At 40.3% G+C, this 18,173-nt stretch carries 11 protein-coding genes; 10 read left to right on the top strand and 1 reads right to left on the bottom strand.

The features are described 5' to 3' along the window. Positions 1-6 precede the first annotated feature (6 nt). The 10 genes from L650_RS0106840 to L650_RS0106795 all read left to right on the top strand — a co-directional run bounded on the left by L650_RS0106840 (position 7) and on the right by L650_RS0106795 (position 17,769). Entirely contained in the window at positions 7-1,371 is a 1,365-nt protein-coding gene (locus tag L650_RS0106840; protein WP_024033529.1) for a DUF1329 domain-containing protein, read from the top strand. A gap of 127 nt (positions 1,372-1,498) precedes the next feature. Beyond that, positions 1,499-2,494 (top strand): WD40/YVTN/BNR-like repeat-containing protein, encoded by a 996-nt coding sequence (locus L650_RS0106835; protein WP_029772633.1) that lies wholly within the window; start codon positions 1,499-1,501, stop codon positions 2,492-2,494. Then, the gene (locus L650_RS0106830; protein WP_029772632.1) at positions 2,494-4,815 is read left to right on the top strand and encodes an efflux RND transporter permease subunit; all 2,322 of its coding nucleotides are present in this window, start codon (positions 2,494-2,496) and stop codon (positions 4,813-4,815) included. The genes L650_RS0106835 and L650_RS0106830 overlap by 1 nt, the downstream gene beginning before the upstream one ends. 213 nt (positions 4,816-5,028) lie before the next feature. Further along, positions 5,029-9,873 carry an NAD-glutamate dehydrogenase gene (locus L650_RS0106825; RefSeq protein WP_029772631.1) on the top strand — a complete coding sequence of 1,615 codons (4,845 nt, stop codon included), beginning with the start codon at positions 5,029-5,031 and terminating at the stop codon, positions 9,871-9,873. Positions 9,874-9,990: 117 nt separating this feature from the next. Continuing rightward, positions 9,991-11,001, top strand: coding sequence for a quinone-dependent dihydroorotate dehydrogenase (gene pyrD, locus L650_RS0106820; protein ID WP_029772630.1), 1,011 nt, complete (start codon positions 9,991-9,993; stop codon positions 10,999-11,001). Between the two features lie 129 nt (positions 11,002-11,130). Further along, positions 11,131-11,661, top strand: coding sequence for a cell division protein ZapC (locus L650_RS0106815; RefSeq protein ID WP_029772629.1), 531 nt, complete (start codon positions 11,131-11,133; stop codon positions 11,659-11,661). A gap of 89 nt (positions 11,662-11,750) precedes the next feature. Then, entirely contained in the window at positions 11,751-13,868 is a 2,118-nt protein-coding gene (rlmKL, locus tag L650_RS0106810; RefSeq protein WP_029772628.1) for a bifunctional 23S rRNA (guanine(2069)-N(7))-methyltransferase RlmK/23S rRNA (guanine(2445)-N(2))-methyltransferase RlmL, read from the top strand. Beyond that, positions 13,861-14,097, top strand: coding sequence for a glutaredoxin family protein (locus L650_RS0106805; protein ID WP_024033535.1), 237 nt, complete (start codon positions 13,861-13,863; stop codon positions 14,095-14,097). Before rlmKL ends, L650_RS0106805 begins: the two co-directional genes overlap by 8 nt. A 13-nt stretch (positions 14,098-14,110) precedes the next feature. Then, positions 14,111-16,021, top strand: a complete 1,911-nt coding sequence (locus L650_RS0106800; RefSeq protein ID WP_029772627.1) for an ABC transporter ATP-binding protein — start codon at positions 14,111-14,113, stop codon at positions 16,019-16,021. Between the two features lie 11 nt (positions 16,022-16,032). Further along, positions 16,033-17,769 (top strand): DUF3466 family protein, encoded by a 1,737-nt coding sequence (locus L650_RS0106795; protein WP_029772626.1) that lies wholly within the window; start codon positions 16,033-16,035, stop codon positions 17,767-17,769. 137 nt (positions 17,770-17,906) lie between these two features. On the opposite strand, the gene L650_RS0106790 is transcribed toward L650_RS0106795, so the two are convergent. Next, positions 17,907-18,173, bottom strand: a 267-nt coding sequence (locus L650_RS0106790; RefSeq protein WP_029772625.1) for a DUF2062 domain-containing protein, incomplete at its 5' end; no start/stop codon positions are given.

Here is an 18,173-nt window from a genome sequence, read left to right as displayed (position 1 = left end):
ATTAGTATGATTAAAAAACCTACCCTCATCGCTACCGCTTTGTGTAGCATGTTTTTAAGTTCAGCGGCAATGGCAAAAATGAGCGCTGAAGAAGTTGCACGTTTAGGACAAGACTTAACGCCATTTGGCGCAGAAAAAGCAGCCAATGCTGATGGGTCAATTCCAGCGTGGAATGGCGGTATTACATCTGCACCAGAAGGTTATGAGCCAGGCATGCACCATTTAGACCCGTATTCTGCGGACAAAGTGTTGTTTACCATTGATAAAACAAACCTTGATAAGTACAAAGCTAATTTAAGCCCTGGCCAAATTGCTTTATTTGAAGCATACCCAGATACGTTTAAAATGCCTGTTTATGAAACGCGCCGCTCTGCGTCTTACCCACAGTTTGTATACGATGCAACAAAAGAGTTTGCTGCAACGGCTGAGCTTATTGAAGGTGGCAACGGAATAAAAAATACCGCAATTGGTATTCCATTTCCTATTCCTAAATCTGGCTTAGAAGCTATTTGGAATCACTTATTACGCTATCGTGGACAATCAATAGAGCGTTTTGGTGGACAAGCTGCACCCACCGCATCGGGTTCGTATAACTATGTAGGCTTTGATGAACAACTATTGGTTAAATATTCAGATCCTAAAGCGACCCCTGCAGAGCTTCAAGACTCAAACATTTTGTTTAAATTTAAGCAAAAGGTGACAGAGCCAGCACGCCTTGCCGGTACAGCGCTACTTGTACACGAAACCATGGATCAAATTTTAACGCCTCGCCAAGCGTGGACATATAACTCAGGTCAGCGTCGTGTTCGTCGTGCACCAAATGTTGCATATGACGCTCCAGGTACAGCCGCAGATAGCTTACGTACTACCGATGATTTTGATATGTTTAATGGCTCACCTAACCGTTACAACTGGACGTTAAAAGGTAAGCAAGAACTATATATTCCGTACAATAGCTACAAGTTACACAGTGATAAACTAGAGTACGACGATATTTTAAAACCAGGCCACATTAACCCAGAGCATACGCGTTATGAAAAGCACCGTGTATGGGTTGTTGAAGCTAACTTAAAAGATGATACACGCCATATTTATAAAAAACGCGTGTTTTATATTGATGAAGATAGCTGGCAAGTACAAGTGACCGATATTTATGATAATCGCGACCAGCTTTATCGTGTAGCAATGGCATATGGCTTAAACTACTACGAAGTACCTACGCAGTGGAGTACCTTAGAAGTGTACCATGATTTAAATTCGCGCCGTTACTTAGCTATTGGTTTAGATAATCAAGAAAAAATGTACGACTTTTCAGAGTCGTTTAACGATAACGAATTTACTTCAAGCGCATTACGCCGTGAAGGTAGATAACAACGTAATATGCAGCTAACAGCCCGTTAGCTGCTTTTTTCTTTCTCATCGCGTTTGTCTATACGACACGCAGGATTTTCCTCAGCAAACAGACAAACAATTCTTCAGTTCAAGGCGATTAAAATTTATGAAGTATTTGGTATATGCCAGCCTGATCATAAGCGGTGCGAGTATTGCACAAGATGCACCTCAGTATGCTATTAGCGCAATCAACGCAAATAAAACCCTACTAACTGATATTACCAATACAGGTGCAGGTTTAGTGGCTGTAGGTAAGCACGGTACGGTAATAACAAGCAAAAACGCTGAGCAATGGCAGCAAGCGCAAAGCGTCCCTACACAGGTATTGTTAACGGCTGTCGATTTTTCTAATGAAACCCACGGGTGGGCGTGCGGGCACGATGCCACAATAATTAATACCACCGATGGTGGTTTAAATTGGCAATTACAACAAGCAAAGCCAGAGCTTGATAAGCCGTGTTTAGATATTTACTTTGAAGATGACTCAAATGGTTTTGCTGTGGGCGCTTATGGCATGTTTTATCAAACCAGTGACGGCGGCAAGCACTGGCATAAACGCTTTTTAGATTCTTTACTGTTTAGTGAAGACAGAGAGTATTTGAATGATTTAAAAGAAAATGATCCTCAAGGCTACGAGGCCGAAACAGCATCTATACTGCCTCATTTTAACCGTATTGAAAAAACAGACAGTGGTTTGATGTTAGTCGGTGAAATGGGGTTAATGGCCAAAAGCAGTGATAATGGCCAAACATGGCAACGCCTTGATGAAATTTACCCAGGTTCTTTTTTTGCGGTAGCATCAGATCCGCAGCAAGAAATTGTGGCAGGGCTCAGAGGAAATGTATTTGCTAAAAATAAAAATGAACAACAATGGCAGCATTTTGAAAATGTTAAAACGGCCACGGTTAATAACATTATAAATTATAATAATGAGCATTGGTTACTGCTGGCAAATAGTGGTGTGATCTTTCATTTAAATGACGGCTTACTTACACATGAACAACGCCCCGATGGTAAAGCTATTCTTGATGGCGTAATAATTAATAATAAATTAGTCATGGCAACAGAAGATGGCATTAAAGTGAAGGAGTTGAACCCTTAATGCATACGTTTTTAGATTTTTTAGAAAAGGCGGTGTTTAGACACCGTACTATCATGTTGATCGCTTTTACGCTAATCACATGCTTTTTAGGCTATAAAGCCACTCACATTGAACTAGACGCCTCGTTTAACAAAAATATTCCGCTAAATCATGAATACATGAAAGTGTACACCAAACACGAAAAACAATTTGGTGGCGCAAATAGCATTTTAATTTCGGTGTGTGATGACAGTGGCAACATTTTTAACCCCGAATTTTTCACCCAATTAAAAGCAGTACACGATCAACTGTATTTTATTCCTGGTGTAAACCGCCCATTAGTTAACTCTATTTTTGCGCCCAGTGCGCGCTTTGTCGAAGTGGTTGAAGATGGTTTTGCTGGCGGCCCAATTATTCCTGCAAACTTTAAAGCTGACCAAAAAGGTTTAGCGGTAGTTAAAGAAAACATTGAAAAAGCAAAAGTAGTAGGACGAATGATTGCCAGCGATTACTCATGTGCCATGGTGACCGCGCAACTACTCGAAACCGACCCGCAAACTCAGCAAAAGCTAGATACACTCGCATTCGCAGATAAGTTAGAAACGCAAGTAAGAGAGCCTTTAAGTACAGATAAAGTCAGTATTCATATTATTGGATTTGCCAAAATGGCCGGCGATATTGCTCAAGGAGCAAAAGGCGTTGTGCTATTTTTTGCTATTGCCATTGGTTTTACCTTTATTATGGTATGGCTATTTTGTTGCAGTTTAAAGCTCACCATTTTACCTATAGCGTGTTCAATTATTGCCGTAATCTGGCAAATGGGTTTGCTGTCGAGTTTAGGCTTTGGACTCGACCCTATGTCTATATTGGTGCCGTTTTTAGTATTTGCGATTGGTGTAAGCCACGGCGTGCAGATGATCAACGCCATTGGTAAAAAAGTAGGTGAGGGCAAAAGTACCCGCATTTGTTGTCAATCAAGCTTTAGAGCATTACTTGTACCTGGTGGTATTGCGCTGCTTTCAGACACGGTGGGCTTTTTAACCCTGCTGACTATTGATATAGGTATTATTCGTGAACTTGCAATCACAGCAAGTTTAGGTGTTGCGGTTATTATATTTACTAATTTAATTTTATTGCCAGTGTGGGCCTCGTATATGAATTTTGCCAACACTGTGCATATTCAATCAGGCGATGCGCAAAAGCCAAATATGCTAGATGCGATACGCGATTTATTAGTAAAAGCCACAGAGCCTAAAACCGCAAAAATGATTATTGGTTTTACCCTGGTGTTATTTGCCTTAGGTTACTGGCAAGCAGATAAAATGCGAATTGGTGATTTACATGCAGGTGCACCTTCGCTGCATCAAGATGCTCGCTACAATCAAGATACTTTTTTAATATCGGACAAATACACTATTTCGTCGGATATTTTAAAAGTGATTGTTGAGGCTTACCCTGCGGCGTGTACAGAGCACGATGTAATGGCGCGCATTAGCCGTTTTCAGTACAAGGTAGAAAACGTGCCAGGCGTACAATCGGCGGTTAGTTTAAGCTCTGTGGCGCAGTCGGTTAACGCAGGTTACAACGAAGGTAACTTAAAATGGCAAAGCTTGCCGCGTAATTCAGCCAGCTTAGTGCAATCAACAGCCCGTGTAGAAACAAGCACAGGATTACTCAATGGCGATTGCTCAGTCATGCCGGTGATTATATTTTTAGATGATCACAAAGCAAATACAATCGATACCGTTATTCAACGTGTTAAGCAATTTGCACAAGAAGAAGGCACAGACAAGTTAGCCTTTAAGTTAGCGTCTGGGCCTGTAGGGGTTATGGCGGCAACAAACGAGTCTGTTTCTGCGGCGCAAATTCCGATGATGCTTTACGTTTACGGCGCAGTTATTATTTTGTGTTTGTTAAGCTTTAAGAGCGTAAAAGCGACAATCGCAGTGGTATTACCTCTGTATATTGTATCAACTCTTGCACAAGCACTTATGGTGCAATTAGAAATTGGCTTAACGGTATCTACTTTACCTGTTATAGCCTTAGGTGTAGGTATTGGTGTGGATTACGGTATTTATATACTTTCTTCGATGATGGGCCAACTTAAGCAAAACGTACCGCTGAGCGTGGCGTACCGTAATGCACTTGTTGAGCGTGGCAGTGCTGTATTGTTTACCGGTATTACCCTTGCGATAGGTGTGAGTACGTGGATATTCTCTGATCTTAAGTTTCAAGTAGATATGGGAATACTGCTTACCTTCATGTTTTTAGTAAATATGTTAGGTGCGGTACTGCTATTACCCGCAATTGGTAGTCTGCTGTGGACCGACCAGAAAAAATAAAGTGAATAATTGTGCTCCTAAATGACCTGTAATGGTCATTTATATCTATATTTTGTGAATAGATGACCAAATAGCTGAAATGCTTAAAATGTTTTCATCGAAAAGGCTGTTTATTAGCGCTAAAAGGGTTAGAATTTAACTGACTCCACGCTAATAAATGGCTGTACAAATATTCTGCTTAACTAAAAGCAGTAATAGATTAAGGAACATACAATGACACGAAATGAAGGCCAAGCCTCGGTTATCCTAGATAATGTCTGTAAGCTTATCCAGAAAAAAGTTCACGCTGATAATGTGTTACTCGTTGAGAAATTCGCCAAAGCCTTGTACAGCAATATGTCTAAAGAGGATTTGGCAAATCGCAATGATAGTGACCTATACGGTGCTGCACTCAGCCTTTGGAATGCACTAGAAAAAAACACCACGGACGACGCAGTAATTCGCGTTTTCAACCCTGAAGTAGCAAAAGATGGCTGGCAGTCATCACATACAATTGTAGAAATTATTGCTAAAGATATGCCATTTTTAGTAGATTCTGTTCGTATGGCTATGACCCGTGAAAATATAGCTTCTCACTTATTACTTCACTGCCCACTAAAAATTCAGCGTGACAATAACGCTAAAATTTCTGGTTTATCAAATTTAAAAGCAGAGCAAGAATCAACCTCTACTAAAACAGTGTTCTTTATTGAGATTGACCGCCAAACCGATGCATCTGTTATTGCTTCTTTCAAAAAAGAGCTCGAATCAGTATTGGTTGATGTTTCTATAGCGGTAGATGATTGGCAGCCAATTCGCGAAAAATTAGTCTCTGTTACTAAAGAAGTACCAAAACGTAAGCACAATAAAAATAAAAACGAAGTATCTGAAGCCGTAGAGTTTTTAGATTGGCTGGCTAAAGATAACTTTACTCTAATGGGTTATCGCGAGTACGAACTTACCCCTGTACAAGGTGATTACCAGTTAAAAGGTAAAATGGACACAAGCCTCGGCCTGATGAAAAATTCAACCGATGAGCACACACGTTTATTATCTGAATTACCAGAATTTGCTCGCCAAGAAGCCCTTAGTAGTAACTTATTAGTATTAACAAAAACGAACTCTGTATCGCGCGTTCATCGCCCAGCCTATATAGATTACGTTGGTATTAAACGCTTTGATGATGAAGGCAATGTGGTTGGTGAAGACCGTTTTATCGGCCTATTTTCATCAAGCTTTTACAACAACAGCGCAGCAGATGTGCCTGTTCTAAAAACTAAAATTAACCGCATCATGGATATGTGTGACTTTGCTAAAGGCACCCATGCATACAAAGCGGTACTGAATATTTTAGAAACGTACCCACGTGATGAATTAGTTCAAGCTCGCGAGAGCGAGTTACTCGAAGTAGCAATGGGTGTTTTACAAATTCAAGAGCGTGACATGTGTCGCTTGTTTGTGCGTAAAGACGCCTACGGACGTTTCTTCTCTTGCATGGTGTACGTTCCGCGTGAGCGATATAACACAGCGCTGCGCCGAGAAACACAAGACATTTTAGCTAACGCCTTTAATTCTGACGAAAAAGTCGAATTTACTACCTATTTCTCTGAGTCAACACTGGCGCGTACACATTACACCGTTCGTGTGACCGATAACAATATCGAATATAACGTGAAAGACATCGAAAACAACTTAGTAGAAGCTGCTCGTACATGGGAAGATAAATTACAATCTGCACTGTTAGAGTCAGCAGGGGAAGCCCGCGGTAATGAGCTAAATCGTAAATATTGCAACGCGTTTGCACGCTCTTACAAAGATGAAGTACTACCGAGTGCTGCGGTTGTAGATATTGAAAAACTAGAATTGTTAAACGACGAGAACAAGCTAGAAATGTTGTTCTACCGTCCGCAAGAAGAAGCTAACAGCAATATTGTACGCCTAAGCTTGTTCCATAAAGATGAGCCAATTCACTTATCTGATGTTATGCCAATGCTAGAAAACTTTGGTTTACGCGTTGTAGGTGAAACGCCATATTCTGTTAAAACAAGTGATGGTCGTATCAATTGGATCATGGACTTCTCTATGCTGATTGACAGCAAAGGAATGGCCGACTTTGATAAGATTTCTGCTCGTTTTCGCGCTGCATTAACTAATGTATGGGGCAACCGCCTTGAAAACGACGGCTTTAACCGCTTAGTATTAATGGGTGGTTTAACAGGTCGTGAAGCCTCTATATTACGTGCCTATGCAAAATACATGCGCCAAATTGGGGTTACTTTCTCACAGACCTACATTGAGAGCACGTTTGCAAATTACCCGCATATTGCTGCGCAAATAGTTAACTTATTTGCTAAAAAATTCTCAGTAAAAAGCCCTGCAAGCCCTAAAACACTTGAAAAATTAAGTGCACAAATTTACTTAGAGCTTGAAAACGTAGCGAACCTTGATGATGACCGTATTATACGTTTATACGTAGATATGATTGTGGCAACACTGCGTACTAACTACTTCCAAAAAGATGAAACAGGTCAGTTTAAATCTTACGTGTCGTTTAAAGTACAGCCTAGCTTAATTCCTGATATGCCGCTTCCGCTGCCAGCATTTGAGATTTTTGTATACTCTCCGCGTGTAGAAGGTGTGCATTTACGTGGGGGTAAAGTTGCTCGTGGTGGCCTTCGTTGGTCAGACCGTCGTGAAGATTTCCGTACTGAGGTACTGGGCTTAGTAAAAGCACAACAAGTTAAAAACACCGTAATTGTTCCGGTAGGTTCTAAAGGTGGTTTTGTATGTAAGCAGCTACCGAGTGAACGCGAAGCCTTTATTAAAGAAGGTCAAGAGTGTTACAAGATTTTCATTCGTGGTTTATTAGACATTACCGATAACATTGAGCGTGGTGAAATTGTACCGCCAGCTAATGTAACGCGTCACGATGAAGACGACCCATACCTAGTAGTTGCANCAGCCGATAAAGGTACAGCTACTTTCTCTGATATTGCTAACGGTATTGCTAACGAATACAACTTCTGGCTAGGTGATGCGTTTGCATCAGGTGGTTCAGTAGGTTATGACCATAAGAAAATGGGCATAACAGCAAAAGGTGCGTGGGAGTCTGTTAAACGTCATTTCCGTGAAATGGATATTGACTGTCAAACTACCGATTTCACTGTGGTTGCTATTGGTGATATGGCTGGCGACGTATTTGGTAACGGCATGTTATTGTCTAAGCACATTCGCTTACAAGTCGCGTTTAACCATATGCACATATTTGTAGACCCTACACCAGATGCAGCGACCTCTTACCCAGAGCGTGAGCGCTTGTTTAACCTGCCTCGTTCATCATGGGAAGATTACAATAAAGATCTGATTTCAGCGGGCGGTGGGATTTTCTCGCGCGCAGCTAAATCGATTTCTTTAAGCCCAGAAATGAAAAAAATGCTTGGTACTAAAAAAGCAAGCATGACACCGAATGAGTTGATCAAAGCCTCATTAATGATGGAATTTGATTTACTGTGGAACGGTGGCATTGGTACTTACATTAAAAACAGCCACGAAACAGACGCTGATGTAGGGGATCGTGCAAACGATGCGCTGCGCATAAACGGTAAAGACCTTGGCGCTAAAATATTAGGTGAGGGGGGTAACTTAGGTGCAACCCAATTAGGGCGTATCGAGTTTGCAGCTAAAGGCGGGCGTGTAAATACCGACTTTATTGATAACGTAGGCGGTGTTGCGTGTTCAGATAACGAAGTAAATATTAAAATTTTACTTAACGGCTTAGTTTCGGAAGGTGATTTAACACGTAAACAACGTGATGAGTTACTTTACTCTATGACCGACGAAGTGTCTGAGCTTGTACTTAAAGATTGTTACCGTCAAACACATACATTGTCGATTACACAGTCTAAAGGTGCATCAACTCTTAAAGAGAAGATCCGCTTTATTCATGCCCTTGAAAAAGAAGGCAAGCTAAACCGTGCAATTGAGTTTTTACCAACGGATGAAGAGTTGGCAGAGCGCGCTGCAGCAGGTAAAGACCTAACACGTCCAGAGCTTTCAGTATTAGTTTCGTACGCTAAAATGGTGCTTAAAGAGTCTTTAGTAACAGATGAAATTACTGAAAACCCGTACTACCGTCAGCTACTAGTTAAGTCTTTCCCGCGTCCACTGCGTGAAAAATTTAACGACGCGATGGATAATCACCCACTGCGCAAAGAAATTATTGCAACAAAACTGGCTAACAATATCGTTAATGACATGGGCTTAAACTTCATGGTACGCATGAACGAAGAGACCGGTGCTAACGAAGCTGAAATCGCAATGTGCTACTCAATTGCGAGTGAGATTTTTGAAATGCGTGAAACCTGGTCATCAATCAGCGCGCTTGATAATAAAATCCCAGCAGCGGTTCAAACCGAAATGCTGTACCAATTACGTCGTACTGTTCGTCGTGCAACACGCTGGTTCTTACGTCATCGTAATAAGGCACAAACAATTGAACAAGCTATCGAGTTCTTTGCACCAACGTTTAAAGATTTAAGCGAAAACTTAAATACGTACATGCAAGACAAAGAACACGAATGTTTAACTGGTAAAGCAAATGAGCTAGTTGAAAAAGGTGTACCTAAGCAAATTGCTAAGCGTATTATTGACCTTTCTAGCCTGTTCTCTGTAATGGATATTGCTGAAATAGCGCATAATTCAGGCCGCAGTGTGGCGATGGTATCTAATACCTACTTTAAACTTGGCTCGCGTATGGGCTTACACTGGTTCTTAGATCAAATTACTAACCAGCCTGTTTCTAACCATTGGCAAGCACTTGCCCGTGCGTCGTACCGTGAAGAGCTTGATTGGCAACAACGTACGCTTTCTCATGTTGTGCTAAACAGCTTTGAAGGTGACGAAAACGATGTTGATAATCAAATCGATCAGTGGATGGCCAGCCAAGATCTGCTGCTACAGCGTTGGAAGCAAATGTTAGCTGAATTTAAAACCTCGCAAAGTCACGACTTTGCTAAGTTCTCAGTTGCACTGCGCGAATTAATGTTGTTAAGCCATAACTGTGATACATCAGGAAAATAATTTAGCTTTAATTGGTTATTTATTCAGTAAATAATCAGTTAATTGTTAAAATTGTTATACAATACCTCAGCCTAGTCTGAGGTATTTTTTTGTCTGTAATTTAAAGAGGAACAATTCATGTTTTACGATTTAGCCCGCCGTTTTATGTTCACCCGAGATGCTGAATGGGCACATGAGTTTGCGCTTAATAATTTACGCCGTTTTGCACACACCCCTTTAAACACAGCTTGGTCACAACAACTACAAAACAAACCCGTTAATTTTTTAGGCCTTGAGTTTAAAAACCCTGTGGGTTTGGCTGCAGGTTTAGATAAAAACGCTGAGTGTATTGATGCCTTTAGCCAAATGGGCTTTGGTTTTGTAGAAGTTGGCACGGTTACCCCGCGCCCGCAAGCAGGTAATGATAAGCCGCGCATTTTTAGATTACCGCAGTCAAATGCCATTATTAACCGAATGGGCTTTAATAATAAAGGGGTCGATAATTTAGTTAATAACGTAAAAAATGCCAAGTACACCGGTATTTTAGGTATTAATATTGGTAAAAATAAAGATACCCCAAATGAGCAAGGGAAAGACGACTACATTCATTGTATGCGTAAAGTGTTCGAGCATGCTTCGTATATTACGGTCAATATTTCATCTCCAAATACTCCAGGGCTGCGCGATTTACAATATGGCGCCGCGTTAGATGATTTACTGCAAAGTTTAAAGAATGAACAGCTTGATTTAATTGCCAAGCATAATAAGCAAGTACCTATGCTGGTTAAAATAGCGCCAGATCTTGATCAAATCCAAATTGAGCAGGTTAGTGAGTCACTATTAACTAATAAAATTGATGGCGCAATCGCAACAAATACTACGCTTGAACGTAGTGCAGTAATGGGTCAGCAATACGCCGATGAGGCGGGTGGTTTATCTGGCAGCCCAGTAAGAGAGCGCTCTACACACGTTGTTAGCGAACTTAAACGTTTAACACAAGGTAAATTACCAATTATTGGTGTAGGCGGTATTGATGATGCGCAATCTGCTCAAGAAAAGCTAAATGCAGGCGCAAATTTAGTGCAGGTTTATACTGGGTTCATCTACAAAGGGCCACAATTGGTAAAATCGATCGTTGATTCCTTATAAGGATCAGTTATGTAAGCTTTTGATCGTTCAATAAATGTTCTAAACAAATGTTTTAAAAATGGTCAAAAGCCGTTATAATCTAATATTAATGTCTTAATAAAAAATAAATTTTAAACAAGGAGGAGGCAAATGTTACAAGCAACAAAACAATGGCAGTGGATTGCATGTGCAAATAAAAACCGCTTACTACTTGATTTAAATGACGATATGCAACTATGCACACCGTATAAATTAAGACAACTCACCGACTGTGTATTTAAAAACCCGCGTTTTAGCTTAGAAGATGCTGCTTTTTATGAACAGGTATACAATTACTTAGATGGTTTTGAACTGTATAAGCCTGCACAAATTTGCCAAATTGCGCTCAATGCCACCGCTGTAAAATTTCATTTAAAACCGGTACTGGCTAAAAGTTGGTTTTTTGAAGAGTACACTGGCACCCAGCCAAGTACAGAAGCCATCGTTAAACTTACCTCAAAAGCGCAAACCGGTGAGTTTTTAATTGTTGAACATTGCCCTGATGCTTCAATTTGCCTAAACCTTAACGAAACATTCAAACTTGATGATAATTTGTCCCTTGAACAGTTTGAAGTTATCCGCGTTTTAAACAATCGTGTTCACCCGCTATTACTTGAGCAATATCACACTAAATCAGCTTAGCAAATTTACAAATCGAGCTGCGTTTATCAAGTGTTTGTCAGCCAACCTATGTTATAATCCTGCGCAATTAGCTATTAAGGGTTATTACTTTGCAATTTATCGCACTTACTTCTATCGGAATCGAAAATTTACTTGTTGATGAACTAACAGAATTAGGCGCCGTCGTGTCTAAACAAACTGTGGGTTCTGTTCGCTTTGAGGCAGATTCAACATTGGCGCAAAAGGTTTGTCTATCAACTCGTTATGCAACACGTGTGCTGATGCTTATTGAAGAAAAAGAAGGCGTTAATGATAAAGATAGCCTGTATAAATTTGCTCGTTTTCAGCCATGGCAAGAATGGTTTGGCCCTACACAAACATTTGCCGTTGATTTTAATGGTACCAACGACTCTTTAAAAAATACCCAGTTTTCAGGTTTGGTAATTAAAGATGCAATTGTTGACTACTTTAACGATTTATACGAACAACGCCCAAATGTAGATAAGCAAGATGCCAATGTGCGTGTTGTGGCGCGTTTAAACCGCCACGGTGTGGCTTTGTATATTGATTACTCGGGTCCTCGTTTATCTGAGCGCGGTTATCGCCAAGGCCAAGGTAAAGCCCCAATTAAAGAGCACTTAGCGGCCGCGATTATTAAACGCAGTGGTTGGCTTGAAAATGTAAATCAACCTTTATTTGACCCATGTTGTGGTGCCGGCACTATTTTAATAGAAGCGGCGGGCATGGCGCGTAACGAAGCACCTGGTTTATTTAGAGAAGGGTTTGCTTTTGAGCGTTTACCTAGTTTTAGAGCGGCAAAATTTAAACAACTGCGTGAAGAATTAATTGCACAAATTACCGATCCTAAATTGTGGTTAATTGGCCACGATTACGATGCGCAAGTTCTTGATAAAGCCATTGCCAATGCCGAGCGTGCAGAGCTGGGTAATGTTATTAAGTTTAAGCAAAGTGATGCAACTAAGCTTACCTCTGTTGCTAAATTACCCGGGGTGGTTATTTCTAACTTACCGTACGGCGAGCGTATTGGCTCTATGGCTGAGCTGGTAAATCTACACCGCAGCATGGGCGTGGGTTTTAAAAAGCACTTTAATCATTGGAAGCTTGCGTTATTAGGCATGGATGAAAGCCTATTTAAGCTGTTAAAACTGGTTAAACAAAAGCGTTATAAATTTAAAAACGGCCCATTAGATGTAGAACTAAATTTATATCAGTTAGATGATAAACAGGTAAGCCTGACAAGCGATGACAAACCGGCTCTTAATTTTGAAGGCTCAATGTCGTTTGCAAATCGTTTGAAAAAGAACAAACAAGGCCTGAAAAATTGGCTTAAACAAAACGAAGTACAAGCTTATCGCGTATACGATGCTGATATTCCTGAATACAATGTAGCGGTTGATATTTACGGCGACTCTGCTGTTATTTTTGAATACGCAGCACCTAAAGAAATTGACGAAAAAACATCAGAAAAGCGTCTTCAAGATGTGATTAGCTTAACTGCACAGCAGCTAAACATAGCGCCTGAAAACATTGCCGTTAAAGTGCGTAAAAAACAAAAAGGGGAAGAGCAGTACACCCCAATGGCTAAACAAAACCGTACTATGGTGGTGGAAGAATTTGGCGCTAAGTTTAAAGTAAACTTGTTTGATTACCTCGATACAGGGCTATTTTTAGATCATCGTTTAGCGCGTCGTTATATTCAGCAAAATGCAAAAGACAAACGCTTTTTAAACTTATTTGCCTACACAGGTACAGCCTCTGTGCACGCGGCATTAGGGGGGGCAAAAGCAATTACCACCGTTGATTTATCAAAAACCTACCTTAAGTGGGGCCAAGATAACTTTGCGCTAAATGATATTAGCAATACTCGCTACCGTTTTGAGCAAGCTGATTGTTTAAAATGGCTAGAATACGCACAAGGCCAATACGATTTAATCTTTTTAGACCCGCCTACGTTTTCTAATTCTAAACGAATGAAAGACGCGTTTGATGTGCAAACCGATCATATAAAATTACTTACTTGGGTTAAAAAAATCTTGAGTCCGTCGGGTACATTAATTTTTTCTAATAACAAACGTGGTTTTGTAATGGATGAAGTAGGTTTGATGGGCTTAGGGTTAAAAGCTGAAAATATTTCAGAAAAAACGTTATCACCTGATTTCAAACGTAATAAAAAAATACACAACAGTTGGTTAATTACCCATGGCTAATTATGTTTTATACCACACCGATGGCTGTCATTTATGTGAGCAAGCCGAGCAGGTTTTATTATCGGTTTTGGATAAAAGTAGTGAGCTTAAATTAATTGATATACTCACTGATGAGCAGCTAATAGCGCGTTTTCAGTTAAGTATTCCCGTATTTGAGAGCAAAAGCGGCCACCATTTGTATTGGCCGTTTGATGCACAAACAGTGCATGAATTTTTAGCGCAAGAATAAAAGAGCAGTATTTATGGATTTAATTAGAATACAAAAAGCGCAGTTAGCTTATGGTACGCACCCATTACTTGATGATGCTGATGCAGTGATAGAAAGCGGTGAGCGCGTCTGTATTGTAGGGCGAAATGGGGCGGGTAAATCTACACTTTTAAAAGTACTAGATGGCCAAGTTATTTTAGATGATGGTGAAATTAACCAGCTTGGCGGGATCAAAATATCTCGCTTAGAGCAAGATCCTCCTAAAGGAGCAAATGGCTCAGTATTCGACTATGTAGCACAGGGCATGCCTGATATTGCTAACTTGCTGATTGATTATCATCATGTGAGCACGCAGTTACAAACCGATTGTACCGACAAACTGCTAAATAAGCTTGAGCGTTTATCTAACGATTTAGAAGCGTGTGACGGTTGGCGTTTTGATTCGCGTATTCAATTAGTACTCACGCGTTTAGAGCTTAGCCCAGATGCTAAATTAGAATCGCTCTCAGGTGGTTGGTTGCGTAAAGTTGCTTTAGCACGTGCTCTTGTGAGTGAGCCTGACTTATTGTTACTTGATGAGCCAACAAACCATTTAGACGTAGACAGTGTTAAATGGCTAGAGCAGTTTTTAAAAGAATTTAAAGGCGGTATTGTATTTATATCGCATGACCGTGCGTTTATCCGTGCTGTTGCAACGCGTATTTTAGATTTAGACCGCGGTAAACTTATCTCTTACCCTGGCGATTACGCGACCTACCTTGAACAAAAAGCGCATGACTTAAAAGTAGAAGAATCACAAAATGCACTCTTTGATAAACGTTTAGCAGAGGAAGAGGCCTGGATACGCCAAGGTGTTAAAGCCCGTCGTACTCGTAACGAAGGCCGTGTACGTGAACTTAAACAGTTACGTGTTGAGCGCAAAGCCCGTGTAGAGCAAGTAGGTAAAACCGATTTTAATATTGAAACGGCTGACAGATCGGGCAAGCTAGTGTTTGAGGCAAAACACCTTAGTCATGCATTTAAAGATAAAGTGATTGCTAATGATTTTTCTACCCTTGTTATGCGCGGTGACCGAATTGGCTTAGTTGGCCCAAATGGTATTGGTAAAACTACCTTGCTTAAACTGCTGTTTGGTGATTTAGAAGCCGATAGCGGCCATGTTAAACAAGGTGTTAATTTAGAATTTGCTTACTTTGACCAATATAGGCAAAAGCTTGATGAAGAGGCCACTGTTCAAGATAACGTTGCCGAGGGTAAACAAGAGGTAATGATGGGCGGGCGTTCTCGTCATGTACTTGGTTACCTGCAAGACTTTTTGTTTCCACCAGCACGTGCGCGTACACCTGTAAAAGCACTCTCTGGTGGTGAGAAAAACAGGCTTTTACTTGCAAAACTATTTTTAAAACCCTCAAATATTTTAGTACTCGATGAGCCAACCAATGACTTGGATATTGAAACATTAGAGTTACTCGAAGAAATTATTAATCAGTATCAGGGTACTGTGCTTATAGTAAGCCATGACCGTGAATTTATTGATAATACGTGTAGTAGTGTATGGGCGTTTGAAGGTGATGGCAAAATAACTGATATGGTAGGGGGTTACACCGATTACCAAGCTTATTTAAGCTATTTAGCCGAGCAGGAAAAACAGCAACAAGCACCAAAAAAAGACGTTAAACCTGCGCCTGTAGCCGCGACAAAGCCTGAAAACAAAAGCACTAAGCTTTCTTACAAATTAAAACTTGAATTAGAGCAACTACCCAATAAAATGGAACAACTTGAAGCCGCTGTAGAAGCGCAGCAAGCTGTAGTGAGCGATCCTGACTTTTTCAAACAAGATAGCGACGTAACCACTAATGCATTGAACCATTTAGCAAAACTTGAGTCTGACCTTGAAGCCGCGTTTGAGCGCTGGGAAGAACTTGAAGAATTACAGAATCAGTAGTAAGGATTAAAATGAAATATAAATTACTCGCTGCCAGTATTTTAGCGACATTGAGTACATCTGCATTAAGTGCAACCTATGAATTAACAGAACTAGGTACTCTTGACGGCGCTAAACATTCTTACGTGACTGACGTAAGCGAAAGCGGGCACATTATTGGTACTGCCAACGGATTGTATAATTTACCAATCGATATTAGCTATATCGACTTTACCGAAAGCGTTATTGAAAATGCGTACGATAGTGAAGAGTACAACTTTGAGCTAAGTGATAAAGAAATTACTTTTACACTTGATGATATAGAAAATAACGATGCGGTTTTTAATAACGCCGATGCGCATTCATTTATGGTTAGTTTTTTAGCTGGCAGACCAACGGATTACGAGTACCAAAAATTAAGCTCGGTAGTTGGTATTAAGTTTGACGATGGCATAGCGACTGAGCAAATACTGTTTGATGAAGAGTCGGTAGATTACGATGGTTTAACGCGTTCGGTTAGTAACTTTTATAATGCGGTAAGCGAAGATGGCGTGAGCGTTGGTTGGAGTGCAGCTCCATATGATAAAGTTTTATTTACGCCAGATGATGAAGATGAAGAAGAAACATGGTTTACCCATGACTTTATTGAGCGCGGAATAGTTATTTCTGAAGATGGAACGCAAAAGGTTGAGTTAGTTCCAGACTTTGACGATTACGGCGGNACTAGCCGTGCTAACGATATTGTTAAAACAAATGACGGGTACACTGTTGTTGGTTATGTTTCAATAGGTATTCCTGAAGACAGACTTGATAATATTGAAGATAACTGTGATAACGAAGACGAGCCAACCAATACCTGTGTGGAATTATTAAATTCAAGTGTAACCACCGGCGTATTTGATGAGCGCGCGGTAAAATGGGAGCTTGATGAAGCATTTAATATCACTTCTACTGAAATACTTGGCCTTGCCTTAACGCCAGAAGAAGATGATGACTTTGCTTTTACAAGTACCGCTCTTGCGCTAAATAATAATGGCACAGTGGTGGGCTCTTCAAATGCTCGTTACTATAAAAATGACGACACTATTTTAACAATGCCTGTTTATTTTAAAAATGGTGACGTGTTTAATTTTATAGACCAAGAAGATGATTGGCTTTCTGGTAAAGCGCTTGCTGTCAATGACAACGATGTAATTGTTGGTTATGCATCAAAGCGTATTGAAACCACGATCCGTGATCAGTTTTTCTATCATGATATAAGTACTGGCAATACCGTTTTCCCTACCGGTTACTTTAATAGCTCAAGCGCTTATGGTAATGATATTAATAACCAAGGTTATGTTGTTGGTGAAGGCGAGGTGGGTACATCTGAAAACAGCCGTCGTAAAGAAGCGTTTATATATAAAATTGGTGACGATAAAATTACCAACTTAAACGATTTACTACCTTGTTACGAAACAGATGGTGAAACAGACTACGCCTACACAATGGCTGAAGCGAAAGTCATTAATGAAGACAATGAAATTTTTGGTGTAGCTACCAAAACCGTTGAAAAGCGCGATACCTTTGGTAATGTAGAAACCGATATTGAAGGTAATATTGAGTACGAAAGTGTTGCTGTTGCAGTAAAACTAACACCTATTGATGGTGAAGTAGAAGACTGTACACCAATAGAAGAAGAGCTCTATGAAAGAAGCTCAGCAAGCTTCCCTTGGTACACACTGTTATTATTGCCGCTAGTGGGCTTACGCAGAGTATTTAGATTTTAAGCTTTTTGCTTTTCATAAAAAAACCAACTTATAAAAGTTGGTTTTTTTTCGTCTATAATAAAGTGCTTGGCGTTAATTAGTTATCTCAATTTGCTTCAATAAGTCATTCTATTTGAGCACTTTAATAGTTGGCTTTATTACGTATTAGTATTTCGCGCTAACCAGGCTTTGCGCACAGAGCGTCGCCAAATAATATCAATACCTAAATAAGCAATAATTGCGGCAACAGAAGCGCATACCAGTGAGCCAATTAAAAATGCAGGTCCGATGGTAGAAAGGCTTTCTAAGAACCATGCCCAACTGGCTTCAAATGCAAAATGCTGCTCTGGTTGATTTAAAACAAGCGTACCTACAAGGTATGAGCCGTAAAATATTGGCGGCATAGTCAATGGGTTGGTAAGCCA

The sequence above is a fragment of the Pseudoalteromonas sp. TB51 genome, assembly GCF_000498055.1.
Taxonomy (GTDB): Bacteria; Pseudomonadota; Gammaproteobacteria; order Enterobacterales; family Alteromonadaceae; genus Pseudoalteromonas; species Pseudoalteromonas atlantica.
The sequence above is the reverse complement of the archived record's forward strand: the minus strand, read 5'-3'. Positions and strand labels throughout refer to the sequence as shown.

Bases quoted from the DNA above. Each gene is read 5' to 3' on its own strand.
- L650_RS0106840 (WP_024033529.1), top strand. From the start codon at position 7: ATGATTAAAAAACCTACCCTCATCGCTACCGCTTTGTGTAGCATGTTT.
- L650_RS0106835 (WP_029772633.1), top strand. From the start codon at position 1,499: ATGAAGTATTTGGTATATGCCAGCCTGATCATAAGCGGTGCGAGTATT.
- L650_RS0106815 (WP_029772629.1), top strand. From the start codon at position 11,131: ATGTTACAAGCAACAAAACAATGGCAGTGGATTGCATGTGCAAATAAA.
- L650_RS0106830 (WP_029772632.1), top strand. From the start codon at position 2,494: ATGCATACGTTTTTAGATTTTTTAGAAAAGGCGGTGTTTAGACACCGT.
- L650_RS0106800 (WP_029772627.1), top strand. From the start codon at position 14,111: ATGGATTTAATTAGAATACAAAAAGCGCAGTTAGCTTATGGTACGCAC.
- L650_RS0106805 (WP_024033535.1), top strand. From the start codon at position 13,861: ATGGCTAATTATGTTTTATACCACACCGATGGCTGTCATTTATGTGAG.
- pyrD (WP_029772630.1), top strand. From the start codon at position 9,991: ATGTTTTACGATTTAGCCCGCCGTTTTATGTTCACCCGAGATGCTGAA.